The sequence below is a fragment of the uncultured Pedobacter sp. genome, from assembly GCF_913776295.1.
Taxonomy (GTDB): domain Bacteria; phylum Bacteroidota; class Bacteroidia; order Sphingobacteriales; family Sphingobacteriaceae; genus Pedobacter.
In genome coordinates this window covers 131,270-156,439 of sequence record NZ_CAJYOJ010000060.1, presented here as the reverse complement: position 1 = coordinate 156,439, position 25,170 = coordinate 131,270, and the positions used below count along the sequence as shown (strand labels likewise).

Here is a 25,170-nt window from a genome sequence, read left to right as displayed (position 1 = left end):
CATTTTCCTTATCATTTTTATGATAAAGCTCAATAAAAACGATCTTCTTTTCTTCTTCGAAATAGGCCTAAATCAATCTCAAACCAGAGTTTACTCCACGGCCTTTTAAAGATTTACAGGCCATCTTTTTTACTTTAATAACGCATGTATTGATACCTAAGTTATCTATGGTATAGCTAAATGGTGGTTGCTGACTTGGCCTAACATTTATAATCGTCTTTACCATTTCCAGATCATCATTTAGTGTTCTATACTTTTTTAATAGAAATTTCAAACCCCTATTAAATTCGGTAAGTGAATCGAAATACATATATTAATTCTCATCTTCGTCGTATACTCTTACAGAATAGGGCAACTCTCTGTAGAATGCGAGTTCGTAATTAATATCCTTCCCATCTTCTGTAACTTCCCAGGGTAAATCTTTATGTGAGTAATCGCTTATGGCTGTGGCCGACCAATCGCTCATTTGTTCGATAACTTTATCTATAACATCTTTTTCGCTGGCTTTAAGTACGGTTAAATCAGCTTTTTCAAGTGGCAGATAACGCTTTTGCGGATAACCTTTAAATTCTGTTTTGATCCGTTGAAGCTGATTGGCATCTATCATTTGATTAATAATAGCATCTAATTTCTGGGGAACAGGGCCATAAGGCAATTTTTTATACTTAGCACCCGTTAAATGCTCTTCGTACAATTCATAATAATTAAAATCAGAAAAATAAAGGAGTTTATACAGTACAGTTTCACCAACATTAGGTTTACCGGCACAACGCTCTAAAATGTAAAGCAAAACATTTTTAAACTTATTGATATTTAAGGCCCGCACAGAAATACGTTCTTCTGTAATCTCGCCGTGTGAGAGATCAGATGGCTGCAGACTTTGGTTCGCCAGAAAATCTTTGGTTATAAAGTCATCCAGGGAAAAGCCCAGCGTTATAGACAGTTTTTGCATTTCACTTAAACTCACGCCGCGATTACCCAACTCCATCTGCGTTAAGGACGGCCTTGAAATGCCAATACTTTTTGCTAAATCTTCCTGAGAGAAACCTTTTTGCAAACGTAAATTAGCTATTCTTTCGCCAATTTCTTTTTTTGATAGTTCATATCCCATAACCCAAAGATACAATATGTTTTAAAATAAAACAACACAATGATTGATTTAAGAACAGTAGATATTTTAGTTTTCGTTTCTTTGGAAATTGATAATCATGAGGAAAGTTTTGAAGTATTTTATTAGAATAAGCCGAATTGAATAAATAGCTACTGTTTTATTTAAATATATTTTTTGATGATTACACACGATCTCCTCCAGCCTTTTCTACTTTCTCTATGCCTTTCTGTATCAAAGTATCATTATGGATGGCTAGCTTAAACTTAAATATTTTGCCTTCCCAATCTTTGCTTTTATAATATTCAAGTTTTTCAACATAATTATCGTCGTTTAAAATAAAAGTTCCTCCTCCCGCATCAAAACTGATGCTATCCTTCGGGTCAAGACTATGTTTCAAAAAAGCAAAATGTGTATGATTAAATAACTTGATCATTTTGAGCTTTCCGGAATAATCAGTCGTTTGACTGGTTCCATTCTCTATAGTTGTAGCTGAAATCAACTGCCAGGTCCCCTGGATGTTTAGAGCAGAATTTTTTCTGTTTTCATCGTTATTCGTACAAGAAAATAAAGAAAAAACGGCCAGTAGCATTAAGATATTTTTCATCAATCAGCTGATTCGGTATTTGCCATATTTATCCTCTGCCCGCCATTTTGATCAGTTTGTGCGCGAGATCTTTGCCTAAATAACGATCAATGATGGTATGCACCACGTATAATATAGGTGTCATTAAAATGGCCACAATAAACTTATAAGTATAATTTACAAGGCCAATTGCGGCAACCATTTTCCAGCTGTAGTGGTATTGCGGGTTTAAATAAAATGCGATAAAAATCACCACAAAACTGTCGATCAGCTGAGAAACCAATGTAGAACCGGTTGCACGCAGCCATAAAGCACGTTCTCCGGTTATTTTTTTTATGCGATGGAAAATGAGTACGTCAGCCATTTGCCCGATAATAAAAGCCGTGATGGAACCTGCGATAATCCACATGCCTTGTCCAAAAATCCCGGCGAAGGCATTATTCATATTCAGGTCTTCGCCATTGATATTCTGGTGTACCCAAAAATCAGCGGCACTTAAATGCATCGATCCCCAAACCACCAAAAAAGCAAAAGCGATTAAAATAGAAGTAAGGATAGATAAAAAACGGACCTGTTTTACCCCAAAATATTCGTTTATAATGTCTGTCATAATGAAAATAATGGGCCAGGTTAATACCCCTGCAGACATAACAAAAGACAGATTTGGAACACCAAACAAATTGATATCGAACTTTTTAAAGCCCAGAGTTTCTTCAACACTGAATAGTTTGACACCAATAAATTCTGATAGTATAGCATTTGCTACAAAGAAACTACCCAGAACGAGCAGCAAACGGCTTTCTTTTGTCTTAAAAGTCATAGGCAATAAATCTAAAAATAATCTGGCGAATTATTGCAGAGATTATGCTTTTTAACAGGAAGCTGATTATCATTCAAATTGCGCTATAATGCTAAACCACAATTTTACAATCTATCAACCTCTAAATTAGGTTAGCAAATTTAATCTACCAATCTTTGCCCCTCCGAAAAACAATCAGACTATGGCTAAAAAACGACACTTTTTATTGATTCTTATTCTGGGTTCACTGGCTGCTCTTGGCCCTTTTTCTATTGATATGTACTTACCTGGTTTTGTTGATATTGCAAAGGATTTAAAAAGTACCGAATCTACTGTGGCACTATCTTTATCCAGTTTTTTTATCGGGATTTCTGCTGGCCAGCTGTTATACGGGCCGCTTTTGGATAAATTTGGCAGGAAAAAACCCCTATATTTCGGGTTAGCGCTTTATATCTTCGCTTCTTTTTTATGTTTAGCGGTAACCGATGTAAACCAGTTAATCTTGTTACGGTTCGTACAAGCTATCGGAAGCTGTGCTACAGCTGTAGCCTCGGTTGCTATGGTTAGGGATCTGTTTTCGGTAGAAGAAAGCCCAAAAGTATTTGCCTCCCTGATGTTGGTGATTGCGGTTTCGCCCATGCTAGCTCCAACGGCTGGCGGCTATCTAATTTCGGCTTTAGGCTGGAAATATGTGTTTGTGTTTTTAGGTTTAATGGCCATCTTAATGCTACTGGCCTCCATTTTCAAACTACCCGAAAGTTATACACCAGATCCCAGCTATTCTTTAAAGCCTAAACCTATTCTGACCAATTTTTTCACGGTTTTAAAAGAACCTCAATTTTATACCTATGCGTTAATCAGTTCGATCACGTTTTCAGGTTTATTTGCTTACGTATCTTCATCTCCTACGGTGTTTATGAAAATATACGAGGTAAGCAAAACGGGGTATGGTTGGATTTTCGCTTTGTTATCAGTAGCATTCATTGGTTCCAGTCAGATAAATAGCCTCATATTAAAATGGTTTACCAGCAAGAATATAGTCACTTATGCGCTTATTGCCCAATGCATTTTCAGCTTAATATTTTTGATTTTTGCTTTAAATAACTGGCTTGATTTGTACACTACCATTGGTTTTATCGCGCTATTTTTAGCCTGTCTCGGATTGATTAATCCGAATGCGGCAGCTTTATCACTGGCCCCATTTTCTAAAAATGCCGGTAGTGCCTCGGCCTTAATGGGCGCTTTGCAAATGGGATTAGGTGCGCTGGCTTCAGTAATGGTGAGTTTATTTAGCGAACACTCAGTGGTACCCATGCCATTGGTGATGACGGTTGCCGCATTTATTGCTTTAGCTTGCTTATGGATCGGAAGCAGGTTTATTACCAAAGAAGTCGAGGCATCGGTAGATGCTACTGTTGTAGGGCACTGATCTTTTCCCTGTAATTGCCATATCTTAGAATTATCGGGTATTTTCAGAATAAATCAACCGAAGCTAAACATCTGGCAATTGCTGGATTGACGCAGCTTAATCCTGACGTTTAACCCTTTGCAAAGAATCAATCACTTATATTTAGAATCATTTAGAACGGCTTTTGGTAGTGGGCTTTTACGTCTTAAGCTTTTTTTTCCTATTTTCGCTTATAAGATGCTTCATATACAATCTAAACTTCCTGGTGTAAATACCACCATTTTTTCGGTGATGAGTAAACTTGCCGCCGAACACGATGCCATTAATCTTTCCCAGGGATTTCCGGACTATGCCTGTGATCCAAAACTTACGGAATTGGTTAATAAAGCAATGAAAGATGGTTTTAATCAATATGCACCAATGCCTGGTTCTACTTTTTTAAAAGAAACCATTGCAGAGAAAGTTGAAAAACTATATAATATCAAATATGATCCTGAAAATGAAATTACGGTTACAGCGGGTGGAACACAGGCAATTTTTACTGCATTGGCCGCTATTATTCATGCAGGTGATGAAGTAATTATTTTTGAACCGGCTTACGACAGCTATGCACCAACAATTAAACTTTTAGGCGGACTGGTTAAAACTTATGAACTCGCCCCGCCGAATTATGCGATTGACTGGGATATGGTTAAAAAGTTATTTACGGTAAAAACCAGGATGATCATCTTAAATACCCCACAAAATCCGACGGGTAGTATTTTATCGTCAGATGACATGAAATCCCTTATTAAACTCATTAGCGGTACGGATATTATTATTTTAAGCGATGAGGTTTATGAACACCTGATTTACGATGGACAAAAGCACCAGAGTGTAATGTGCTATCCTGAATTAAGGCAGAGAAGTTTCATCGTAGCCTCTTTTGGTAAACTTTTGCACGCTACGGGATGGAAACTGGGATATTGCCTTGCACCGGAAGATTTGACCAAAGAATTTAGAAAGGTACACCAATTTAATGTTTTCAGCGTTAATAGTCCCATGCAGCAGGCCATTGCCGAATACATTAAAGAACCAAAAAATTATATCGAAATTGGCAGTTTCTTTCAGCAAAAAAGGGATTACTTTAGAAATCTTCTGGCTGAAAGCCGCTTTAAACTTTTGCCTTGTAACGGTTCGTATTTTCAATGTGCAAGCTACAGCAATATCAGCGATGAAAAAGATACCGATTTTAGCATCAGATTGATCAAAGAATTTGGAGTGGCCACCATTCCGGTTTCTGCATTCTATCAAAAGGCAACTGACCATAAAATCATCAGGTTCTGCTTCGCCAAAGAAAATGATACCCTCGCGCTGGCAGCCGGGAAATTAAAAAACGTTTAACCAGACTAAACCGATACACCATGGAAGCACCTGTTTATACCCAAATAGAAAATCTGAAAGTAACCGTTTTTCAGGCCTATCTTTTCTGGGAAAACACTGAGAAAAACCTGCTGAATCTGTCGCTTAGACTGTCTATGGGTGTGAGGGAGAAAACCGATATCATCATTTTACCCGAAATGTTCAATACAGGTTTTAGCATGAACTCTGAAGCATTAGCAGAAGAAATGGGTGGTAAAACGATGCAATGGATGCAGAAAATGGCTCATCAATACAATTGCGTGGTTACGGGTAGCCTGATTATTAAGGAAAATAACCAATACTTTAACCGTCTGGTCTGGATGGAGCCAGATGGCAAACATCAGCATTACGATAAACGCCACCTGTTTGGCATGGGCAATGAAGATCAGCACTTTAGTCCGGGTAAAGAAAAGCTCATTGTTGAACTCAAAGAATGGAAAATCAGGTTAGCCATCTGTTATGATCTGCGCTTTCCGGTCTGGCTGCGTAATGTAGATGAAGAATATGATATCTTACTTTTAGTAGCCAGCTGGCCCGATAAACGATCGGCACACTGGAAGGCCCTGATTCCAGCAAGGGCGATTGAAAACCAGAGTTATGTAATCGCCGTAAACCGTGTTGGGCATGATGGAAACCAAGTTTACCACAGCGGATTATCAATGTGTCTGGATCCATACGGTAATACCGTTTATTACAAACCCGAAGACGAAGATTTGTACACTTTCAGTATCAATTATGAAGAACTGGTGAAAATCAGGAGGCAGTTTCCATTTTTAAAAGACGCCGATCGGTTTATCATTGAATAGCGGATAATCAATGATCCAGATGCTATCTTCACAACGTAGTAAAACGATTGATTATTGGGATATTCAATCATTAATTTGCAATTTCAGACAACACTAATCGATATACCATTAAACCGTTAACCAAGCTAAATAAATGTTTAACCGCCGTAAATTTATAAAGGCTTCTGCCCTATCTGCCGGGTTAATGGCTATTGATAAAGGCAGTATTGCCCAAGCTTTTGCTAACAAGCCGTCAAAAGCTCGAAATATTCCCATTGTAATTTCTACCTGGGATTTTGGCATTGCAGCAAATGCTGATGCCTGGAAAGTTTTATCATCTGGCGGTCGCGCTTTGGATGCCGTTGAACAAGGTGTATGGGTACCAGAAGCCGACGAAAAAAATCAATCTGTAGGTTATGGCGGTTTGCCAGACCGTGATGGCCGCGTGACGCTGGATGCCTGTATTATGGACGAATTGGGCAATTGTGGTGCTGTTTTGGCACTGGAGCACATTAAACACCCTATATCGGTAGCCCGTAAAGTAATGGAAAAAACGCCTCATGTTATGTTAGCCGGCGATGGTGCTTTGCAGTTTGCATTGGAGCAGGGCTTCAAAAAGGAAAACCTGCTTACCCCTGCCAGCGAGAAAGCATGGAAAGAATGGCTGAAAACCGCCAAGTATGAACCAGTAATGAATATCGAGAATAAACTTTACGAGAAAGCAGCCCCACAAAAATTGCCGGGCAACCAATATAACCACGATACCATTGGGATGCTGGCTATTGATGCGAAAGGCAATATTTCTGGTGCCTGTACCACAAGCGGTATGGCTTATAAATTACATGGCAGAATTGGCGATAGTCCGATTATTGGCGCTGGCCTATATGTAGATAACGAAATTGGAGGCGCAACCTCAACGGGAGTTGGCGAAGAGGTAGTACGAAATGTGGGTTCTTTTCTGGTGGTAGAGCTCATGCGGCAGGGTTATACACCGGAAGCAGCCTGTAAAGAAGCAGTAATGCGTATTATTAAAAAGAAACCCGAAACGGCTAAAAACATTCAGGTAGGATTTTTGGCCATTAATAAAAAGGGCGAATACGGTGCTTATGCCATCCAACAGGGTTTTAGTTATGCCGTTTGTAATGCAGAAAAACAAGATCTTTTAATTAAAGGCAAGAGTTATTACTAATTTAAGGTTAAATTATTTATCTGATACCAAGATTTAATTTTTAAAGAAAGGCGATTATCGGTATTCTTCCTTCAAATAGACCCTGAAATGAATTCAGGGTGACGAGAGGAAAATAAAACCGTTTCCAGAATATAAATCTAAACAACATGAACCCAAGAGCAATTCCCTGCTTAGAAGTATGTGCCAATTCTTATCAATCGGCAGTGGCTGCCCAAAACGGCGGTGCAAAAAGAGTGGAATTTTGCGATAACCTGGCAGAAGGTGGCACCACACCAAGTTACGCTCAAATTGCATTAGCCAAGAAAAATCTGTCCATTGAAGTTTGGCCAATTATCCGTCCACGTGGCGGTGATTTTCTCTATTCTGAAATGGAATTTGAGATCATGAAAGAGGATATAAAAATCTGTAAATCATTAAATTGCGATGGTGTAGTTATCGGAATACTTAAAGCTGATGGCACAGTCGATAAAGAACGTTGTGCTGAACTGATTCAGTTGGCGAAACCTATGGGAGTAGCATTCCACCGGGCATTTGATATGAGTAATGATATGGATCAGGCACTTGAAGACTTAATCGCACTTCAGATAAAAAGGGTACTTACCTCCGGAGGCGCATCTTCTGCTATTTTAGGAGCGGAAAAGTTAGCGCAGCTCATAAAAAAAGCAAACGGCCGGATTACCATTATGCCTGGTGCAGGAATTAATGAAAGCAATATCAAGCCCCTCATTAACCAAACCGGAGCCACACAATTCCATGCTTCAGCCAAAGAATTTGTTACCAGTAAAATGGAATTCAGAAATACAGAAAGCAAAATGGGCAGTATAGAAGATGAATACCAGTATGAACTTACCTCAGAAGCTAAAGTGAAAGCATTGGTTGATGGTATAAATGAAGCTTTTAAAGTAAAAGAGGATCTGCTTAATAGCGATCGTAAATCTTAAAAAAAGATACTCTTCCAGAAAAATCGTCTTTGCGAGAAGGCTTTTTCAGCCGACAGCCTGTCGCGATCTTTCGGTGTAGCCTGCCTGCAGCAGGCAGGCAATCTTTATTTAGGAATTAGCATAAAAGATTGCTTCGTTATTCCGCCTGGCAATGAAGATGATCCTTAAGGATCTATTACAGTTTTGAATTAGTTTCTTCACGCTAATCACCACTTCCAGGCACATAGTGTAAGCCAGGTGTAAGGTAGTGAAGCAAAATCACTCTCGAATATCGGTAATTAATCGGCGACAACAATAAAACACCGGCCAATATCAGCCCCACATAGTACCACAGGTTATCATATACCAAATCTAATCCTAAAATATACGATGCCACACCAATGGTAATGATTTCGGCAACATTCATGGCATAACTCACAAACATGGCTACATAAAAGAAACCGGGTTCGCGTTCAAATTTCAGGTTGCAATGCGGACAGTTAACATTAGTTTTTTGCAACCTGAACGAATAAGCACTTCCTGTAAAAATATCACCTTTGCGGCATCTTGGACACTTACACTGTAAAAAAGCCTGGAATTTTGATAACTCAGCCATAATCTCCTAATTTGATGGTACAAAGATAAGCCTTATACTACATACCAATTTATGATCTAGGTCATGTTTGAGGTATAAGTTTAACAGGTATTTGTTATTGAACATATCGCTGTTTATCGGCTCACTTATAAACCACATCAGGATAACTAAAGTTTAACAATTTTTCCTTTAAGTATTTTAATCAGGCCTTTCTCGGCAAGTATTTTAATCCCTCTGATCACTGTTTCTACCCTTAGCCCGGTCATGTCGGCTAATTCCTGTCGAGTTACTTTTAAATTTTCACCCACATTAATATCGCCAAGCAGATAATTGATGATAGTTAACAGGCGATGATCAGCCTTTTCGCTTGCCAGCTCCTCCAGCATCATCGATTTATAAAACAACCGCTTACTTAAAGTACGGATCAGTTCCATGCTAAAGTCGGGTTCATTTTTAATCAGCTTAAAAAAATCTTCTTTATTCACCACAATAAGCTGCGAATCTTTATTGGCAATGGTAAAGGCTAAATAAGGCCGATCGATTAGTAAGGCAGGTTCACCAAAATATTGCCCGGTTTTAAAAACGCCCTGAATAAACTCCTTTCCTTCATCGCTTACGGTAATCATACGCACCTCGCCCGATTTGATGAAATACACGAAGCGGGGCTGCATGCCAGGTTCGTAAATCACCGCATCTTTGGGGTAATTTTTTAATTTTAGACCTTTATCAATCAGATGTTGGATATTCATGGTCGTGCGGGCTTTGGCGAAATATGATGGGTATATATGATTTTAAAATACCTACTTAAGAACACCTCGTAAAAAAACATACATAAATACAAGGCCACTATTTAAAGATTCTTCATTGCATTCAGAATGACAAAGCTAAAGAAAGCTATCCCAGGGTTTCTTTCATTAAACGGGTATAAAACTCTTTCAGGGTAATGCCCATAGCTGCTACCTGTTGTGGAATAAAACTAGTTGCCGTTTGTCCCGGAATGGTATTAATTTCGATAAAATAGAATTTACCGGTTCCTTCTTCCAGAAAGTAATCAACACGTACCACTCCCCTGCAGTTGAGTTTCTGATATACTTCCTTCACCACCTGTTGCACACGGTTCAACTCTTCAGTATTCATCCTGCCTGGGGTAATTTCTTCCGTTGCGCCTGGTGTATATTTGGCATCGAAATCGAAAAATTCATTTTGTGGGATCACTTCCGTTGCAGGTAAAACAATAACCTTACCTTCTGAGCCAAAAATGCCAACGGAAAATTCCCTGCCACTTACAAATTCTTCAATTAAAATCTGTGTATCTTCTTTAAATGCTTTTTCAATGGCTTCTTCCAGATCGTCGGCATGTTTTACCTTGCTCATACCTATACTGCTTCCTCCACTATTGGGTTTAACAAAATAAGGTAAGCGTAAATCCTGCTTAATCTGATTTAAAAGGTGGTTTCCACCTTTAAATATCTGGACAGATTTTGCGGTATACAGGTTTTCAATACCATTTACAATAGCTTTGGTATAACCTTTGTTCATGGTAATCGACGAAGTCAAGGCATCGCAAGTGGTATAAGGAATACCCAGCATATCGAAATAACCCTGTAATTTACCATCTTCACCCGGGGAACCATGTATCGCAATAAATACGCCGTCAAATTTAATTTTTCTTCCTTCCAGCGTTAATGAAAAATCATTTTTATCAATTTCTATTTTAACAGAATCGGCAGGCTCGTAAAACCAGCCTTTTTCGTTCAGCATAATCTTATACACATCGTATAAATCGGGGTCGATATGTTGGGCAATAGTGGCCGCACTTTTTACGGAAACAACCCATTCGCCTGTGGTACCGCCCGTTAACAATGCTATCGTTTTCTTCATGTTAAAATCCTTTTATAAATAGAAATTGAATATAAATATATCCTCAAAAATATAAATATCTTTGTGCTTTAGTATTATTGAAGGAGAGAATTTACGAAAGGAACTCAAGAACGGTCGGATGATGAAAAAGATCTGATCATCCATTCCATGATTAAAATAGTTACATTTGAGCCTGTACGCATAACCCAAATTAAGATTCATGTCTAAATTTATAGAATATTTAAAAACCAAATCGTTTAGAAACAACATTTTAGCCGCTATAGTAACTGTTATAGTTCTTTTACTGATTGCTTTTTTCAGTTTAAGATACTACACCAAACACGGGCAGGGCCTTAATGTACCTATGGTAAAAGGTTTATCTTTTGAACAGGCCGTAAAGAAACTGGAAGATGCCGGACTGAAATACGAAGTGGATTCTGTTTTTATCATGGATCAGCCTCCCGGAATAGTAATCGATCAGGATCCTGATCCTAATACTTTTGTAAAAGATAACCGTACCATTTATTTAACCATTAATGCGGGCAAAACCCCGAATACAAAATTCCCGGATATCGCATTTAAAACGTTAAGAGAAGCACAGGCAATTATAGAGAGTTCGAGATTAAAACTTGGCGATACTACCTATAAGCCCGATGTAAGCCGAGATGTGGTCCTGGAAGCTTCTTTTGGTGGCCAACCGATCACAGCCGGACAGGTTATACCTGTTGGATCGAGGATTAACCTGGTATTAGGCGATGGACGTGGAAACGAAGAGGTAGATATCCCACAACTGATGGGTTTAACCATGGATGAAGCTAAATTTAGCCTAAGGGGATCAAACCTGAGTTTAGGTAACATCCTGTATGATGGGCCTATTACTGATAGTGATGCCGCCGTTATTGTTAAGCAAGACCCTATGCTGCTTGATTCGGTAACCAAAGTGCCGATCGGTACCAGAATTAATATTACGCTATCTAACAAACAACCATAAACAAGTATCATAATTACAGATGACCGAAGTAGAAAAAAAGAATATAAGTACAGGCAAAAAAGCAGCAATCGTGATTGCGCTTGCTATTGTTTTAATTGCGGGTTACTTTGCATTGAATATTTACAGGCTTTACTTTGCCCCGAACGTTACCGAAAATCAAAAATATTTATACGTCAAAACCGGGAGTAATTATGATGATCTGGTTTCGGAAATCAAAAAGAAAGATCTGGTAAAAAGTGTTTCTTCTTTTACAGCTGCCGCCGGAAAAATGAATTTAGCTGCCAGTGTTAAACCGGGCCGTTATCGACTGAAAAAAGGAATGACCAACCGCACCTTAATCAACATGATCAAAGCAGGGAACCAGGATCCGGTTAAATTGAAATTCCATAACATCCGTAAAAAAGAAAATTTTGCCGCCTATCTGGCCAGCAATCTGGAAGCCGATTCGTTAAGCTTTATCAAGGTGTTGGATTCTACCGCGCTGATCAGCAAGTATGGTTTTAATCAGGATAATGTATATGCCATGTTCATCCCCAATACCTACGAGATGTACTGGAATATTTCGCCTGTTGATTTCTTCGAACGTATGCACAAAGAGTATGAGAAATTCTGGACTGCAGACCGCAAGCAAAAAGCTGCAAGCTTAAACCTCAGCCCTGCGCAGGTATACACCTTGGCATCTATTGTTGATGCGGAGGCACTTTATGATAAGGAAATGCCAATTATAGCAGGTTTGTATTTAAACCGCTTAAATAAAGGGATATTGCTTCAGGCCGATCCGACGGTAATTTTTGCCAATAATGATTTTACGGTAAAAAGAGTAACCGGAAAATTATTACAAGTGCAATCGCTTTACAACACGTATAAATATGCCGGTTTGCCTCCAGGTCCTATTATGATGCCAAGTATTAATGCCATCGATGCTGTACTTAATCGCGATAACAACAACTACATTTATATGTGTGCCAAAGAAGATTTCTCGGGTTACCATAACTTTGCTGAAACCAAGGCAGAACATGAAGTTAATGCGAAGAAATACCGCGAAGCGTTAAACAAAAGAAATATATTTAAATAATGTTTAGCCACAGTACAAAAATCAGGGTTCGCTATGGCGAAACCGACCAGATGGGTTATATGTATTATGGCAATTATGCCCAGTACTATGAAGTTGGCCGGGTAGAAATGTTGCGTAGTTTAGGCATGAGCTATAGCTCAATGGAAGCAGATGGTATTATGATGCCAGTGTTGGAGTTAAAGTGCAAGTACATTAAACCTGCCCTTTACGACCAGGAAATAACGGTAAAAACCATCATCAAAACCTTACCCGGCGTTAGGATCTTTTTTGAGTATGAATTATATAACGAAAAAGAAGAACTGATTAACATTGGTTCAACCACGCTGGTATTTGTTGACATGAAGAAAAATAAACCGACAAATCCGCCCGAAAATTTTATGGAAAAATTGTCGGTGTTTTTTAATTAACCAGTATCATGGAATGGTTACACAGGCAATTATTACATCTTAAGCTCTATTCTAGATTTATAGAATGGACCAAAAGATGCATTTTGCCAGGTTTTAGCCCTCTTCCTTTGTATACGGTAGCTACATTTTTCTTTCGTGAAATCGGAAAAGATGCTTTGGTAAACAAGTCATCTTCTTTGGCATATAGTTTTATGCTGGCCATTTTCCCTGGGATTATCTTCCTGTTTACCCTGATCCCTTTTATCCCGATCAAGGGTTTCCAGGATCAGCTTTTAAATTTAATTCAGCTGGTGTTGCCGCATAATGCTTTCGATGCTTTTGAAGCGACGTTAAAAGATATCATTAAAAACCAGAATCGCGGTTTGTTATCTTTCGGTTTTGTATCGGCACTATTTTTTGCCACCAATGGGGTTAAAAATCTGATGAAGGCTTTTAATAAATCATCTCTGATCATTGAGACGAGAAGCTGGATTAAACAACGTTTGATCGCGCTTATCCTTACCTTGATTATTTGTTTTTCGATCATCATCTGCATCAGTGCAATGGCCCTGGGTGAAGTGCTGCTCAACAAAATCAACGATGAACTACATCTTAAAGACAGTTTTTTAAGTTATATCATCAAATTTACCCGTTGGGCATTATTGGCCATCCTGTATTTCATCACCATTTCCATTTTATACCGTTACGGTCCCTCACATACCAAAAAATGGCGCCTATTTAGTGCAGGCTCCTGGCTGGCCACTATCCTGGCCTTTCTTACCATCTGGGGTTTTTCTTTTTATATTAACCATTTTGCTTCCTACAACAAGGTGTATGGCTCTATCGGAACACTAATTGTTGTGATGATCTGGCTTTACCTCAACTCATTGATTTTATTGATTGGTTTTGAGCTGAATGCCAGCGTTGATGTGAGCAAACGGAGTGTGAAAATTATCAGGCCTACCTTTAATTTGTTCAAAAAATCCGAGCCGATTGAAGAAAATATACAGAAGAAATAATTTTTTCTCCCTCTGTGTTAAGTAATTATCAAGTTTATATAAAAAAAAAGCTTTCCGAGTTTGCAGAGTTACGTTGAGTTTGTACTTTTGCAGCGGAGAGCTGGCAGAGTGGTCGAATGCGGCAGTCTTGAAAACTGTTGACTGTAACAGGTCCGGGGGTTCGAATCCCTCGCTCTCCGCCAAAATGCAAAAGATATTTCTTCAGATTGCATAAATTCTTTAAACCCTATAATTTCAAAAGAATTATAGGCTTTTCTCTTTTAGTCCACACGACAAATTCTGAAAATTATCATAAGCTATATCGGAGAATTTTCGCTATGCTTTTTAAGGTCATAAAAGTCACCGTAATAATTAGTGACTTCAATGAAGAACGATATTAATTCAACTTAAATTTCAACTAGTGCTAGAACAAAGCTATAGACTAATCTTCTTTTGAAGATCAAATCAAGTAAATCTGAAAACATCAGATACATTTATGTAAGGTAACCGTAGATGGATTACCAAAAAAAACCTCCACTAAAAGAAGATGGGATCAATCTCGCTATAGCACCACAAGAACTAAAGAAGACGGTAGATTCTTAATTACTTCCTTGAGACCTTAACATAAACATCTACGAAACAGGATATTTATCGTTTTCAGATCGAAAACAAGGTCTATGAGAGCTGACGAAAATAATGTCATCATCAATTATTGATTTTGTGAAATCATAAAAAAAGAAGTGCTAAAGCCTGGAAATGACATGTCTCTATTCTATCGTTTCATAAAATGACTTATTAAAAATTTAATTAATTTCTGTTGGAAGATTGGCGTCAATAATAGGTTCCAATATGATCAGAGGTTTTCCGGAAACCGCATCGGGAACTAAATTCTTTATGCTGTTTAAAAAACCGTTTTTATAATCTACGGAATCATCCGTTGAATTGTAACAATAATAAGAAAAAAGTACTAGCCTAGATGCATATTCTTTAAAGCTAAGGTTGTAAGTTTTAATTCTCTTTAATAAAGAACTGTCCAGCGCATATATTTTTTTTGTTTCGGGATTCAATTTACTTGAGTAGTATAGGGTGTCAATTTTTCCTGTTGCATCAAAAGATAGCGCCAATGCAAAAAAGTGTGCAAAATTCTTTTTTGTATTTTCGTAAGCTTCTCCTTTGGTGCCTTTAACTACACAATTGCTTATAAGTACGGACAACTTAGGCATTTTTTGCCCAAATGTTACGCTACCCAGTAGCATAATAACAATAAATAATAAATGTTTCATAGTTAATTGCAATATGTTCCCTGTTTGTCAGTGGCCGAGCTATGGGTATATCTTCGGTTGGTCTCATTTATTGCATCCCGCTGTGCCTGTGTCAATTTCGTTGTAAATAGATTACTATTTTCTAAACCTCCCCAGCTAAGCCCCCAAGCTTCCTGATCACTGATGCCCGGAAAAGCAATTTTCAAAGCACCGGTCATTAATATTACATATTTATTTGCCATATCTTCATGCTGGGAGGTAATATTGTATCTTCCATCTGGACCGGGAGTCAATTTACTGAACATGTATGCATGCAAAATCTCGTGGTAAATTGTACTTAAAATATATTCCTTAGAAGAAATCTTTAGTGTGTTTTGATTTAATCGAATTTCAAAATCATTATTGGTGGCAGTCCATCTTTTAGCATCTCCAGAAGTGGTATTAGGTAAATTGGTAACATCTTTGAATGTTAAATTTAAACTTTCAATCTCAGTTGGGCCGCCAAAAACTTCTCTCATCATATTTCTGATCGTTGTCTGGGCAGAACCTGCCAGAGCAACCTGGGTTTTAATGCAAGGATTGGAGACACTATCTATAATCTCTCTCAAGGGACATTCCGTTATTCCAGTAGTTCCCCCAATGCACCCACAGTCTGTCGGATAAGCCCCTCCTGCCACCACTCCCTGGCAATCTGTTGGCCCTCCGTGGTCTGGTTCTGGATAGTCTCCCAAATCACCGCTGCAAGACTGATAAAGGTATCTTGATGTGCTGCCGAGTACTGTTCCATCATACGCATAATAAGTTGTTGTCAGATACCAACTGGTGCAGGTGATGGTCATTAGTTTATCTTTGTTACTCTTACGCGGTACAGCCGTTAGATTATTGTTGGTCGTCTGCTTATAGACAGCTATCATCCCATCATTACTAATACGATTAGTAAAGTATCCCTTTTCAGGGCTAAAAGCAACTTGCACTCTATAGTTGTCTTTAAATTTGTCGATTAGGAGTATATAGCTGCCTCCGAGCGCTCCTTTGCCTAAAACCATTTTTACAGGAACACTTACCACATCGCTTCCGTCATCAAGCTTGAATGTCCTTGCGCCACTCCAGTCTGCTTCTTGCTTGATCTGCTGTCTGGAGCCCTTACTCGATTGAAGTATGGTGCTGCCATTTACATTATGGTTTAAGTACCACTCTTTCGCATTCGCTATCGGATCTTCTGGTTTTTGGTTTTTTTTGCAGGAATTAAAAATAGCTAATATTCCAAGAATAAGCAATAGAGTGAATGCAGAGAGTTTTGATGTTCGTTCAGATGACATGTAAATGCGGATTTAAGCGTTAATTTAAATATACGAGAAAGGGTATTGTTTTTAAATATATGCAATTTAAATATGATATTAAATTGCATCATTTGTATTTACACATATAGACCTAAATACTTGGTAAATAGGTCAGATTTCGTTACGTATTTATTACTTTTATGGTCACATCTTTTTAATAGAGATGAGTTTTGTAAATACCTATTATACTTTCCTTATCAATAATTTAAATTTGGTAAAAGCGGCGTTGAGTGCTATGTGTGGTAATGCTTTAAAACATCACTACATCCCGCTATCCAAAATATTTCATTTAATGGTATAGGAACAAGTTATAAAGAACAGAAAAACGGTTTTTTCTATTTAACCAATAAGCAGCTTTTGAAAGCTGCGCAGCGTTGATGGATAGTGCCTAAATCCTGATCTCTCAAAATCATTTTTGTAGTTGTTATTATACTACCAAAAATCTGTTTAACAGCACGTATACGTGTTTCTGCGTGTAAAGTAGTTCTTTCTTTTTCGGCATCCAATTACGGTCGGACTTTTCGCTATATCTCCTTACAGGAGGATGCCATTGCAATCCTGATGCTGATACCTATAGAATCCCTCGCTCTCCGCCAAAATGCAAAAGATATTTCTTCAGATTACATAAATACTTTAAAGCCTGTAATTTCAAAAGAATTATAGGCTTTTCTCTTTTAGTCCACACGACAAATTCTGAAAATTATCATAAGCTGTATGGGAGAACCGTGCTATGCTTTTAAGCGTCAAATGAATACCCAAAATAATTAGTGCTTTACTTTTTTTTGGGGGCGTATCCGTTATGAGTAAAATATTTTTATTTTTTTTAAAAAAAGATGCAACACTATTGTAAATGCTGCGACTAAAGAATGTAAATGCACTAAAAACAGATAATTAAAAGCTCCACATTGCGCACTACTGAAAAGATAACCGATCAGGAATTAATTCTACTCTGCATAGAAGGAAGAAATGCAGGCTATACGGGACTTTATAACCGTTACGCCCGAAAAATCTATAATTCGATTAGCCGGATTATCAACCATACCGGTGAGGCAGAAGACATTCTTCAGGATATTTTCTGTACGGTATTTAGCGATGCAGCCAAGTTAAAAGGAATAATTAGTTTCGAAGCCTGGGTAAGGCGGCTGGCGATAAACCGATCAATCTCCCATTTGAGGAAAAGAAAAATAATATTTTCTGACCTGGGTGATGAGGATGTGCAGGATGAGGCAGACTATAATAGTGAAGATGCTGATATCTTCGACTGCAGGGTCAATGATGTTAAAAAAAGTATCGAAGAACTGTCATCGGGTTACAAAACAATTTTAAACCTGTATGTATTTGAAAAGATGACACATGAGGAAATTGCAGTAATGCTCGGACTGTCGGCCAGTACGGTAAGGACGCAGTATCACAGGGCAAAAAAACGTGTTTTATTATCACTTAAAGACAAATGTTATTATGAATGATCAGATAAAGGATTTTGTGGAACAGCACCGGGAGGAATTCGATCATCTCGAAGCACCGGCTTTTGATATAAACCGATTTAAGCGGATGCAGGTTCAACCAGAACGAACAAATGTTAAAAAGTTGGTTTTCTATAACCACAGCAGATGGCTGGTTGCGGCATCGGTAGTGCTGGTAGCGGCAGTGGCATGGCTCTTATTTTATCCCGGGACACAAAAAGAAGGGTTTTTAGTTCGGAAAAATGAGACTGCTACTTTACAGCGCAGACCGGTTGAAAAAACAGATGAAACGGTGATTGAAAAAAACATACCTGTTAAAACCTCAAAGGTTAAGGTGGAGAAACCAGTCAACCTAAAAGATAAGGTGAAATATATTGGGAGGAATGAAGAATTTGCAGCATTAGAAGACAGCAGTTCGGCGAGTGTGAGGTTGCTGGCGATATTAAAAATCGAAAAAAACAACCATATCAGTGCCAAAACGCTTGATAGGTTATCGCAAACGCTCAACCACGATGGCAATACCAATGTGCGCTTAGCTGCACTTAATGTGTTGCAAAAATACAGTGCCGATAAACATGCTTCTAAACTGCTTGTAAATTCGTTAAGTAAACAAGACGACCCTATGGTGCAGCTTGGCCTGGTGAGCTTTTTAGGAAAAATGAAAAATGCGGAAATTGGCGAAAAACTTTATGCCATCGCCAACAATCCGGAAACTTTTGCTGCCGTACGCGATGAGGCATACAATGCATTATTAAATCAGGATAAATTATAAATAGATAAAAACCAATAAATTATGAAAAAACAATTGATCGTTCTTTTTACTTTGCTTGCCATCACGGTATCGGCATCTGCGCAGAAGGAATACAAGTTAAACAAAAATTCCGGGCAGCTTAATCTGAATATTTCCGGTGCAATAGTAGAAGGTTACAGTGGCAACGAGATCGTATTTTCGATGCCCAAAAGAGAAACCGAAGAGGTTGATGAGCGTGCTAAAGGGCTACATGCCATTAATGGATCGGGTTTTACCGATAATACCGGTCTGGGTTTAGATGTTACCGAAAAAGGTGGTGAAATTAATGTAAATGCTGTAGACCGCGAAATTAAAGGTATTTTAACCGTTAAAGTACCGCAGAACATCAAAGTGGTTTTTACCAATAAAAGCAATGTGTATCAAAACGAAATTATCCTTAAAAATCTTAAAAGCGAAATAGAAGTTTCTACCAGTTACAACAAAATCAAGCTCGAAAACAACAGCGGCCCGATGAATATTAAAACGCTTTACGGCTCAGTTGATGCTATTTTTTCTGAACCTATTAAAGGACCTGTCTCTATTGTTTCGGTTTACGGTTACATAGATGTTTCACTTCCTGCCAACACCAAGGCAAATGTAGAGCTGGGCACCAGTTATGGCAAAATTTACGCGGCAGAGGGTTTGAAAATCGCTATTGATAAATCTGAAAAACCAGAACGCGGAGGTTTTACATCGGTAAGTAGCAACGAAAATGGTATTGGTCAGGTTACTACGGTACGTACAGGCCAATCTGTAGGTAACTTAACAACAACTGTGAATGGCGATGTATCGGTATTAGGATATAGTATCAGTAGCCGTAATGCTGAAAACATTAAAGGAAAAATAAACGGTGGTGGTGCTGATCTGATTTTAACTTCGCGTTATAAAAATGTATACCTCAGAGAGAAATAATCATCCTCTCCTGGTTTCTATTCTCATCTGCTTAAAGCCCCATACCTGAGGCAGCGGCAATAAAGCATTATTTTATGAAAACAATATTATTTTGGCTTCTGATGGCCATAATGCCTGGTATTGCGTTTACGCAAACCCATGTCAATAAATCTTATCCGGTAAAAAAGGGCGATGCAGTGGTATTTCGCTTCGATTATCCAAAAGTAATACAGGTTTCGAGCTGGGATAAAAATGAAGTAGGCATCGAGGCAACGGTAAAAATAAATGGTGGTGAAAACGATTCGGCATTTACCCTTCAGGAAAGCAGCACCGATGGAACACTTACTATTCAGAATAAACTTGATATGGATAAAATTCCTGATGCCTATTATATAATCGAAAATGGGATTAAAACGCGTTTAAATTCAAAAGCTGACCTTGATGCCTACCTTAAAGAAAAAGGCAGCGCAAAAATATCGACTTATCAAACCAGGGATATTGAAGTCAACATTAACATTAAACTTCCGGTAAACATTAAAGCCGAAGTAAATGCTATTTATGGCATGGTGGAAATTAAAGATTTTACGGGACCTATTAAAGTAGATGCAAAGTACGGAGGAATTGATGCAAGTATCAGCCAAAAGGCCATAGGTGAAATCAAACTGACCAATCGTTACGGAAAAATATATACCAATTTGGAGCTTAAACCGACAGCAATGAAGCAGGAAAATTTCTTTACTTATTTAGCCGCTGCTCCGGGAGTTGGTCCGAGTTATGATTTAAGTTCATCATATGGCAATATTTATCTAAGAAAACCGTAAGAGAAAGGAAATGGCGAAGACTCGGGAGAGTAATCTTTTACCTCTTCTCCATTTTCTTATCATACTCCACCTGCAATTCATCCAAATAATCATAAAAATTTTTAACGTCCATAAAAACAGCTGGATTATAAGGATTTCCGGGTTTATGTTTTTTCAGGAGGTCAAACTGTGAGCCGTGTGAAGCTACCCAAAGGTCGAACTTTAGTTTTTTCATACTCCGCAAAGTGTAGGCATAATCTTTTGCAATATGAGGATAGGTAGTAACATCTGTAAACTTCTTGTCTGTCACAATCGTCGGTAAGTTGGCGATCAGTACCCTGTAATTCTTTTTCTGGTCATTAACGGTAAGCAGAAAACTGCATGAGCCTTTGGTATGCCCTGGGTGGTGAAGCATAACTAATTCCATTCCTCCTAATCTGATGATATCTCCATCATGCAAAATACGGTCAACTTTTATAGGTTTAAAAACTGAAACCTTACCATCCAGATCGTAATCCGAACGGCCACCGTCAGTTGCTACCTGAGCGTCTGCATAATCAACCATAAACTTAGCTCCGGTTTCTTTTTTGATCGCTGCCATGGCACCAAGGTGATCAAAATGCGCCTGTGTAGTCAATAAGATTTTAGTATCTGAAAGTTTAAATCCCAGCTTTTTAATACTTTCCACAATCAGTTTTTTAGATGAGGCCAATCCCGTATTGATCAGTATATTTCCTTTAGGGGTAACAATAAGGTAACAGGCCAGGTCGGCGGTACCCACGTAATAAATATTGCCAACGATGCGAAATGGCGGAAAAGGTTTCGACCAATCAGGGTGATTTTTGGAAGATGGTTCATGCACTTCTTGTGCCTGCAAGGCGCGATAAAAAAGAGAAATGAAGATCAGTAACAGGATTTTTTTCATAATCATTGGGGTCAGTTTTATGGCTTATTTTTAAGTTCAACACCATAACGGTAAAGCTGATCGTAGATTCCAAAGAATTTACTTTCTTCGTTTTCACTCAGCGAAGTATTGCTAAAAAGAATGACAGCAACTTCTTTATTAAGGTCAGAAAGCATGAAAACCCGTACGCCCGGATCTGATCCATTATGACCAATCCTGGTGGCGCCCATTTTGGTTGCCCAGAAAATACCCGAATTTAGTGTTTTAGGATTCACATTTTCAGGTGTATGGGTTGCATCGAACTGAAAGCGGAGCATTTCTTTAACGGTTTCTTTTTCTAACACCTGTTTGTTTTGATATTTTCCATCATTCAACAGGCAGATCAAGAAATGACTTAGATCATCCACTGAACTACGAACGCCCCCGTCAGGATAGGTAGTACAACCATAGAGCGGTATTTCCTGGAACTTATTGTCTTTCTTTTCATAAAGTTTCGTGTGTTTTTTCAAATTTATTTCTGATAAAAACCATCCGGTGTCCCCCATTTTCAACGGATTGAACAGGTACTTTTTGCTGTATTCGTTCAATTTTTGACCAGTTCTGAGTTCTACGACATAACCTGCCAGTGCTGCACCAATATTAGAATATTCACGAAATGTTCCCGGTTTGTGATCCAGAAAATTTTCTTTCGAATAATACGGTCCACCGGGGATAAAATATTGCTGCAAAAAATCTCCAAGTTTTTGTGGCGAATCTTTCCCGTTAAAGTAAAGGCTATCGGTATAAAAGGGGTACCGATCGGTAAGTCCTGAAGTATGGGTAGCTAAATCCCGAAGGGTGATTTTAGCTTCCGGAAAATAAGGATTGTGAATTTTGAACGGAAGGTAATTATTTACATCCTCATCCAAAGAGAGTTTATTCTGTTCTACCGCTTTCATAAGGCAGGCACCAGTCACGGTTTTGGAAACCGACGCAATGTTCATTAAAGTTGAGGTAGTAAACGGAATTCCGTTTTTCCTGTCAGAAAATCCGTATCCTTTTTTCCAGGCTACCTTTTTATCAATAATAATCGCTGCCCCGAGTCCCACAATCCCATCTTCAGCCATTTTTCTAATGATTAAGCTATCAATATGGGTTGGTTTAGCGTTATTTTGTGCAAAGACGCTGCTGGCGAGGACCAATGTTCCTGCGAAAGCCAGAAGGATCCGTCTATAATAATTCATGAAAATGGCTCGTCAATTTTTGAACTAAAGGTTTAAAAGTGGTTATTCGATCCAACACTGCTCACTTAATCCTACTCATAACATCTGCATTTTTTGTTTATGCGAAAAAAGATTTATCAACTAGTCACTAGTTAGTTCGCATTTGATGTTTCAAATTCAATTTTGTTACATGATTAAAACGCTATTTACGGTAGCAACTATGGAATATGAAGTGGTGAAATATGTGATACCAGCTTAACATGAACGATTAATCTGGCCTATTTTACGCTGCACGAACAAAATATACTATTTCTTAAAGCCTGAGACCTCAAAGTTACTTACCAGCACCTTTGCCTCATTAGCATATTCCCAGGGAGCGGATATGTAAAAGTTTTTAGCTGCAGCAGGACTGAACAAAATGGTATCAGCAAGTTTAACGTTATGGAGATACACCGCCATTCGATCGCCATCTACAGCTAACACCACATGTAGCGGACGGTTGAGCCATGGCTCAAGGTCAAAGGTAGTACTTACGAATTTTTCAGGCTTATGGCTGCCAATATTTACCTGATCGGTATCATAATAGTGCAGTTGTACATAAGTTCCTATGTTGCTTTCGTGCTGGCGAACGCTGTTGTCGCTTGCAAAACCAAACGACATTGGCGAGATGTCTTTTACCTGATCTGCTATGGCAATGATATCAAAAGACAAAGTGAACTGTTTAGGGTAAGTGATCTGGCGGGAAAATTTATAAATGGCCTTATCCTTTATCTCCATCCACTTACCTTTCTGGCCTTTTATGGTTGCAATATTGGCTACGCCGTTTGTTTCGAAACTGGTGGCCGTTGCACCCGTTTCAAATGCGGAAAAATCTTCTGAAAAAACAGCAGAATCACCTATAACGACATTGCCGTTTCCTGCGTTAATGGTTGTTTTAGCTTTTGTGGATACGGTATTCTTGTCAATCTTTTTTTCAAGGGCTTTTTCTGCTTTCTCTTTGGCCTTTTCAAACAGCCCGCCAAGCTGGGCATGTACTTCCATACCGGAGATCAACATTAACACAATTGTTATGACTATATTTATTTTAGCCGTTTTCATGGGGTAGACATTATTGTTTGTGAATTAGTGCAATTTGACCTTAACAACTTCTCCGTTTTCCTTTACCTCCACAAAAGTCTCAATACGGTCCTGAATGTTTTTATAATACTCTTTTTGCTGATAATAATCGGTTCGTCCGCCGTAGTCGTTATAACCCGAACCCGTATAGGCATTGTATGTACCTCTCAGGGTATAATCTAACATACCCTGTAAAAAGTATTTGCCAGGTTTCATATCCGGGAAGGTAAATTCACCGTCGCTATTGGTAATGGCCTCCAGTCGATAACGGAAAGCCTGGTCAGAGAGGTAAACGAAGCGTTTTCTTTTGATATTTTCTTTATCTTTTCTCAGCCTGTACCATTCTTCAAAATAAGGTGTTACGGGTAGCAAAACCACCGTAATTTTATTAGCGAGAATCCGGGGTGATAAAGGCACCCCATACCCAAGTGGATGTTTTTGCCTGGTGAAAGCTACCCCTTTGATAACAGCAGTTCCCTTGGCCAACATTTTTTTGGCCAGCAGCGAGTCGAAAGGCATTTCCGGACGGAAGATCTCCGCTTTATCTTTTTTCTCTGGTTCTTTGTACTGTGCGGAAACTATAGCCGTTGCTGATACCACACAAAATAAGGTAAGGACATATTTTTTAAGCTTCATGATTATTGATGTTAAGGATTAATAATGGTTTCGTAGGGAAGATTAAATGTACCATCGGCAATGCTGATGGCCTCTCCTGCCAGGTTTCTTACTGTTCCTGAAAAAGTTCCTTTGATGCCTGTTTTGCTTATGGCTTCAATTTTCACCGTGAAAACATCATCTCCATTAGCCGTGTTATACAACAGCGTGCCATCGCTTTTTTGGATGGCATAACGGGCTATCATATTTTCACCGGGTGTAGCGTAAGTTCCAGGGGTAATATTGCCGCCAATTTTCCAGATTTCGAAATCAAGAGATGGTGAAACCGGCCCTGATGCAGGATAAGAAGTCTCGTGGCCACCAATTACGATATGTTCAAACCGGTTATCACTGCGACCGCCCTGAAAATTTACTTTGTAGAAATTGATCGCTTTTCCACCAACTTTTGCCCGGAGATAATAATCACCGGCGGGCGCATCACCGCCATCATCGTTTTTTGAACACGCTGAAAGGCATACGGTGATCAGGATAAAACAAAGGACTGCCAAAATACTATCAAATGGCTTTCGGATTAAATTGGCTTTTGTAAGAAAAGCTTTCGAGAATAATATTTTCATAGTTTTATGCTCATTATGGTATAATGGCAAAGCTATTGCAAGTATGAGCTAAAAGAAATACCGATTTTT

Annotated in this window: 26 protein-coding genes and 1 tRNA gene; 14 read left to right on the top strand and 13 right to left on the bottom strand. The window is 38.6% G+C overall.

Going from position 1 to position 25,170, the window contains the following annotated elements; all coding sequences use genetic code 11:
- Nucleotides 1-313 precede the first annotated feature (313 nt).
- The 3 genes from QZ738_RS13005 to QZ738_RS12995 all read right to left on the bottom strand — a co-directional run bounded on the left by QZ738_RS13005 (nucleotide 314) and on the right by QZ738_RS12995 (nucleotide 2,514).
- A complete protein-coding gene (locus tag QZ738_RS13005; protein ID WP_293788184.1) occupies nucleotides 314-1,111 on the bottom strand; it encodes a type II toxin-antitoxin system antitoxin SocA domain-containing protein in 798 nt (265 codons plus the stop codon).
- Nucleotides 1,112-1,292: 181 nt separating this feature from the next.
- Nucleotides 1,293-1,715 carry a hypothetical protein gene (locus QZ738_RS13000; RefSeq protein WP_293788183.1) on the bottom strand — a complete coding sequence of 141 codons (423 nt, stop codon included), beginning with the start codon at nucleotides 1,713-1,715 and terminating at the stop codon, nucleotides 1,293-1,295.
- A 28-nt stretch (nucleotides 1,716-1,743) separates the two neighbouring features.
- A complete protein-coding gene (locus QZ738_RS12995; RefSeq protein ID WP_293788182.1) occupies nucleotides 1,744-2,514 on the bottom strand; it encodes a queuosine precursor transporter in 771 nt (256 codons plus the stop codon).
- A 181-nt stretch (nucleotides 2,515-2,695) separates the two neighbouring features.
- Between QZ738_RS12995 and QZ738_RS12990 the strand changes: the two genes are divergently transcribed.
- The 5 genes from QZ738_RS12990 to QZ738_RS12970 all read left to right on the top strand — a co-directional run bounded on the left by QZ738_RS12990 (nucleotide 2,696) and on the right by QZ738_RS12970 (nucleotide 8,217).
- Entirely contained in the window at nucleotides 2,696-3,922 is a 1,227-nt protein-coding gene (locus tag QZ738_RS12990; protein WP_293788181.1) for a multidrug effflux MFS transporter, read from the top strand.
- A gap of 216 nt (nucleotides 3,923-4,138) precedes the next feature.
- Nucleotides 4,139-5,284 carry a methionine aminotransferase gene (locus QZ738_RS12985; protein WP_293788180.1) on the top strand — a complete coding sequence of 382 codons (1,146 nt, stop codon included), beginning with the start codon at nucleotides 4,139-4,141 and terminating at the stop codon, nucleotides 5,282-5,284.
- 20 nt (nucleotides 5,285-5,304) lie between these two features.
- Entirely contained in the window at nucleotides 5,305-6,108 is an 804-nt protein-coding gene (locus QZ738_RS12980; RefSeq protein WP_293788179.1) for a nitrilase family protein, read from the top strand.
- 133 nt (nucleotides 6,109-6,241) lie between these two features.
- The gene (locus QZ738_RS12975; RefSeq protein ID WP_293788178.1) at nucleotides 6,242-7,276 is read left to right on the top strand and encodes a N(4)-(beta-N-acetylglucosaminyl)-L-asparaginase; all 1,035 of its coding nucleotides are present in this window, start codon (nucleotides 6,242-6,244) and stop codon (nucleotides 7,274-7,276) included.
- 146 nt (nucleotides 7,277-7,422) lie between these two features.
- Nucleotides 7,423-8,217, top strand: coding sequence for a copper homeostasis protein CutC (locus QZ738_RS12970; RefSeq protein WP_293788177.1), 795 nt, complete (start codon nucleotides 7,423-7,425; stop codon nucleotides 8,215-8,217).
- A 202-nt stretch (nucleotides 8,218-8,419) separates the two neighbouring features.
- Here QZ738_RS12970 and QZ738_RS12965 read toward each other — a convergent pair whose 3' ends face one another.
- From QZ738_RS12965 to QZ738_RS12955, 3 genes are all read right to left on the bottom strand, one after another.
- Nucleotides 8,420-8,812: a DUF983 domain-containing protein gene (locus tag QZ738_RS12965; RefSeq protein WP_293788175.1), complete on the bottom strand. Its 393-nt coding sequence runs from the start codon at nucleotides 8,810-8,812 to the stop codon at nucleotides 8,420-8,422.
- A gap of 146 nt (nucleotides 8,813-8,958) precedes the next feature.
- Nucleotides 8,959-9,540 (bottom strand): Crp/Fnr family transcriptional regulator, encoded by a 582-nt coding sequence (locus QZ738_RS12960; RefSeq protein ID WP_293788174.1) that lies wholly within the window; start codon nucleotides 9,538-9,540, stop codon nucleotides 8,959-8,961.
- Between the two features lie 145 nt (nucleotides 9,541-9,685).
- Complete coding sequence (locus QZ738_RS12955) at nucleotides 9,686-10,672, bottom strand: D-alanine--D-alanine ligase (protein WP_293788172.1); 987 nt, start codon at nucleotides 10,670-10,672, stop codon at nucleotides 9,686-9,688.
- Nucleotides 10,673-10,871: 199 nt separating this feature from the next.
- On the opposite strand from QZ738_RS12955, the gene QZ738_RS12950 reads away from it, so the two are divergent.
- The 5 genes from QZ738_RS12950 (at nucleotide 10,872) to QZ738_RS12930 (ending at nucleotide 14,304) form a co-directional block, all read left to right on the top strand.
- Nucleotides 10,872-11,642 carry a PASTA domain-containing protein gene (locus QZ738_RS12950; RefSeq protein ID WP_293788170.1) on the top strand — a complete coding sequence of 257 codons (771 nt, stop codon included), beginning with the start codon at nucleotides 10,872-10,874 and terminating at the stop codon, nucleotides 11,640-11,642.
- A gap of 19 nt (nucleotides 11,643-11,661) precedes the next feature.
- The gene (gene mltG, locus QZ738_RS12945) at nucleotides 11,662-12,717 is read left to right on the top strand and encodes an endolytic transglycosylase MltG (RefSeq protein WP_293788168.1); all 1,056 of its coding nucleotides are present in this window, start codon (nucleotides 11,662-11,664) and stop codon (nucleotides 12,715-12,717) included.
- Nucleotides 12,717-13,124, top strand: coding sequence for a thioesterase family protein (locus tag QZ738_RS12940; RefSeq protein ID WP_205055601.1), 408 nt, complete (start codon nucleotides 12,717-12,719; stop codon nucleotides 13,122-13,124). The genes mltG and QZ738_RS12940 overlap by 1 nt, the downstream gene beginning before the upstream one ends.
- An 8-nt stretch (nucleotides 13,125-13,132) precedes the next feature.
- Nucleotides 13,133-14,122, top strand: a complete 990-nt coding sequence (locus QZ738_RS12935; RefSeq protein ID WP_293788166.1) for a YihY/virulence factor BrkB family protein — start codon at nucleotides 13,133-13,135, stop codon at nucleotides 14,120-14,122.
- 94 nt (nucleotides 14,123-14,216) lie between these two features.
- A tRNA-Ser gene (locus tag QZ738_RS12930) sits at nucleotides 14,217-14,304 on the top strand.
- A gap of 600 nt (nucleotides 14,305-14,904) precedes the next feature.
- Here QZ738_RS12930 and QZ738_RS12925 read toward each other — a convergent pair.
- Together QZ738_RS12925 and QZ738_RS12920 are read right to left on the bottom strand one after the other, a co-directional pair.
- On the bottom strand, nucleotides 14,905-15,384 hold the full coding sequence (locus QZ738_RS12925) for a hypothetical protein (protein WP_293788164.1): 480 nt from the start codon (nucleotides 15,382-15,384) through the stop codon (nucleotides 14,905-14,907).
- A 2-nt stretch (nucleotides 15,385-15,386) separates the two neighbouring features.
- Nucleotides 15,387-16,682: a hypothetical protein gene (locus tag QZ738_RS12920; protein WP_293788162.1), complete on the bottom strand. Its 1,296-nt coding sequence runs from the start codon at nucleotides 16,680-16,682 to the stop codon at nucleotides 15,387-15,389.
- Nucleotides 16,683-17,608: 926 nt separating this feature from the next.
- Here QZ738_RS12920 and QZ738_RS12915 point away from each other — a divergent pair.
- From QZ738_RS12915 to QZ738_RS12900, 4 genes are all read left to right on the top strand, one after another.
- Nucleotides 17,609-18,169 carry an RNA polymerase sigma factor gene (locus QZ738_RS12915; protein ID WP_293788160.1) on the top strand — a complete coding sequence of 187 codons (561 nt, stop codon included), beginning with the start codon at nucleotides 17,609-17,611 and terminating at the stop codon, nucleotides 18,167-18,169.
- On the top strand, nucleotides 18,162-18,938 hold the full coding sequence (locus tag QZ738_RS12910; RefSeq protein WP_293788158.1) for a HEAT repeat domain-containing protein: 777 nt from the start codon (nucleotides 18,162-18,164) through the stop codon (nucleotides 18,936-18,938). Before QZ738_RS12915 ends, QZ738_RS12910 begins: the two co-directional genes overlap by 8 nt.
- A gap of 21 nt (nucleotides 18,939-18,959) precedes the next feature.
- Nucleotides 18,960-19,868: a DUF4097 family beta strand repeat-containing protein gene (locus QZ738_RS12905; protein WP_293788156.1), complete on the top strand. Its 909-nt coding sequence runs from the start codon at nucleotides 18,960-18,962 to the stop codon at nucleotides 19,866-19,868.
- Nucleotides 19,869-19,942: 74 nt separating this feature from the next.
- Nucleotides 19,943-20,668 carry a hypothetical protein gene (locus QZ738_RS12900; RefSeq protein ID WP_293788154.1) on the top strand — a complete coding sequence of 242 codons (726 nt, stop codon included), beginning with the start codon at nucleotides 19,943-19,945 and terminating at the stop codon, nucleotides 20,666-20,668.
- A gap of 37 nt (nucleotides 20,669-20,705) precedes the next feature.
- Here QZ738_RS12900 and bla read toward each other — a convergent pair whose 3' ends face one another.
- The 5 genes from bla to QZ738_RS12875 form a co-directional block, all read right to left on the bottom strand.
- Nucleotides 20,706-21,572: a subclass B3 metallo-beta-lactamase gene (gene bla, locus QZ738_RS12895; RefSeq protein WP_293788152.1), complete on the bottom strand. Its 867-nt coding sequence runs from the start codon at nucleotides 21,570-21,572 to the stop codon at nucleotides 20,706-20,708.
- 17 nt (nucleotides 21,573-21,589) lie between these two features.
- The gene (locus QZ738_RS12890; RefSeq protein ID WP_293788150.1) at nucleotides 21,590-22,774 is read right to left on the bottom strand and encodes a serine hydrolase; all 1,185 of its coding nucleotides are present in this window, start codon (nucleotides 22,772-22,774) and stop codon (nucleotides 21,590-21,592) included.
- 285 nt (nucleotides 22,775-23,059) lie between these two features.
- Complete coding sequence (locus QZ738_RS12885; RefSeq protein WP_293788148.1) at nucleotides 23,060-23,851, bottom strand: hypothetical protein; 792 nt, start codon at nucleotides 23,849-23,851, stop codon at nucleotides 23,060-23,062.
- A 24-nt stretch (nucleotides 23,852-23,875) separates the two neighbouring features.
- Nucleotides 23,876-24,505 (bottom strand): carboxypeptidase-like regulatory domain-containing protein, encoded by a 630-nt coding sequence (locus tag QZ738_RS12880; protein ID WP_293788146.1) that lies wholly within the window; start codon nucleotides 24,503-24,505, stop codon nucleotides 23,876-23,878.
- A gap of 11 nt (nucleotides 24,506-24,516) precedes the next feature.
- Nucleotides 24,517-25,101 (bottom strand): hypothetical protein, encoded by a 585-nt coding sequence (locus QZ738_RS12875; RefSeq protein WP_293788144.1) that lies wholly within the window; start codon nucleotides 25,099-25,101, stop codon nucleotides 24,517-24,519.
- Nucleotides 25,102-25,170: the final 69 nt, after the last annotated feature.

Coding starts and splice junctions, on each gene's coding strand:
- QZ738_RS13005 (WP_293788184.1), bottom strand. CDS start 1,111: ATGGGATATGAACTATCAAAAAAAGAAATTGGCGAAAGAATAGCTAAT.
- QZ738_RS13000 (WP_293788183.1), bottom strand. CDS start 1,715: ATGAAAAATATCTTAATGCTACTGGCCGTTTTTTCTTTATTTTCTTGT.
- QZ738_RS12995 (WP_293788182.1), bottom strand. CDS start 2,514: ATGACTTTTAAGACAAAAGAAAGCCGTTTGCTGCTCGTTCTGGGTAGT.
- QZ738_RS12990 (WP_293788181.1), top strand. CDS start 2,696: ATGGCTAAAAAACGACACTTTTTATTGATTCTTATTCTGGGTTCACTG.
- QZ738_RS12985 (WP_293788180.1), top strand. CDS start 4,139: ATGCTTCATATACAATCTAAACTTCCTGGTGTAAATACCACCATTTTT.
- QZ738_RS12980 (WP_293788179.1), top strand. CDS start 5,305: ATGGAAGCACCTGTTTATACCCAAATAGAAAATCTGAAAGTAACCGTT.
- QZ738_RS12975 (WP_293788178.1), top strand. CDS start 6,242: ATGTTTAACCGCCGTAAATTTATAAAGGCTTCTGCCCTATCTGCCGGG.
- QZ738_RS12970 (WP_293788177.1), top strand. CDS start 7,423: ATGAACCCAAGAGCAATTCCCTGCTTAGAAGTATGTGCCAATTCTTAT.
- QZ738_RS12965 (WP_293788175.1), bottom strand. CDS start 8,812: ATGGCTGAGTTATCAAAATTCCAGGCTTTTTTACAGTGTAAGTGTCCA.
- QZ738_RS12960 (WP_293788174.1), bottom strand. CDS start 9,540: ATGAATATCCAACATCTGATTGATAAAGGTCTAAAATTAAAAAATTAC.
- QZ738_RS12955 (WP_293788172.1), bottom strand. CDS start 10,672: ATGAAGAAAACGATAGCATTGTTAACGGGCGGTACCACAGGCGAATGG.
- QZ738_RS12950 (WP_293788170.1), top strand. CDS start 10,872: ATGTCTAAATTTATAGAATATTTAAAAACCAAATCGTTTAGAAACAAC.
- mltG (WP_293788168.1), top strand. CDS start 11,662: ATGACCGAAGTAGAAAAAAAGAATATAAGTACAGGCAAAAAAGCAGCA.
- QZ738_RS12940 (WP_205055601.1), top strand. CDS start 12,717: ATGTTTAGCCACAGTACAAAAATCAGGGTTCGCTATGGCGAAACCGAC.
- QZ738_RS12935 (WP_293788166.1), top strand. CDS start 13,133: ATGGAATGGTTACACAGGCAATTATTACATCTTAAGCTCTATTCTAGA.
- QZ738_RS12925 (WP_293788164.1), bottom strand. CDS start 15,384: ATGAAACATTTATTATTTATTGTTATTATGCTACTGGGTAGCGTAACA.
- QZ738_RS12920 (WP_293788162.1), bottom strand. CDS start 16,682: ATGTCATCTGAACGAACATCAAAACTCTCTGCATTCACTCTATTGCTT.
- QZ738_RS12910 (WP_293788158.1), top strand. CDS start 18,162: ATGAATGATCAGATAAAGGATTTTGTGGAACAGCACCGGGAGGAATTC.
- QZ738_RS12905 (WP_293788156.1), top strand. CDS start 18,960: ATGAAAAAACAATTGATCGTTCTTTTTACTTTGCTTGCCATCACGGTA.
- QZ738_RS12900 (WP_293788154.1), top strand. CDS start 19,943: ATGAAAACAATATTATTTTGGCTTCTGATGGCCATAATGCCTGGTATT.
- bla (WP_293788152.1), bottom strand. CDS start 21,572: ATGAAAAAAATCCTGTTACTGATCTTCATTTCTCTTTTTTATCGCGCC.
- QZ738_RS12890 (WP_293788150.1), bottom strand. CDS start 22,774: ATGAATTATTATAGACGGATCCTTCTGGCTTTCGCAGGAACATTGGTC.
- QZ738_RS12885 (WP_293788148.1), bottom strand. CDS start 23,851: ATGAAAACGGCTAAAATAAATATAGTCATAACAATTGTGTTAATGTTG.
- QZ738_RS12880 (WP_293788146.1), bottom strand. CDS start 24,505: ATGAAGCTTAAAAAATATGTCCTTACCTTATTTTGTGTGGTATCAGCA.
- QZ738_RS12875 (WP_293788144.1), bottom strand. CDS start 25,101: ATGAAAATATTATTCTCGAAAGCTTTTCTTACAAAAGCCAATTTAATC.